Below are 487 nucleotides of genomic sequence, written 5' to 3' on the forward strand. Positions count from 1 at the left end.
TCCGCTCCCGCGAGACAATAGAGAGCGGTGCGATTTCGAGGGGCCGCGTCCCAGAAGTTCACGTGGGTTGGAGTGCCTTAGGACGATGAATCGGATCATTCACTGGTATAACCGCAGAAGGCCTGAAACACCTGTGATGCCAGCAGATCTAGTCGCGCTGCTTGCGGCGCTTCCCAACAATAGACCGAATTGCATCAGGGTCGGCATGACATATTTCGTGTTAACAGCGAGCACGGTCGCTATCGACGAGCAAGAGGGGTTGCTATTGGAGCCGCCAGTTTTAGGCGCGTAGGCGGAGTTCCAACGTTTCAATTCGGGCAAGCTATACACTCCATGCCGGTGTAGGGTGGCGCCCAAGCGGTTGATCGTCAGGCGAAAACCTTATCGCCCGAGGACCTCTCCAGGTTTCATGCCTGGCCAATTCTGTGCCTTCAACCTGGGACACCGGCGTCTGCCGCCATTGCCATGCAGTCGGTAAAAGCCGTTT

This window comes from Agrobacterium sp. MS2 (assembly GCF_003261015.1).
GTDB lineage: Bacteria > Pseudomonadota > Alphaproteobacteria > Rhizobiales > Rhizobiaceae > Agrobacterium > Agrobacterium pusense.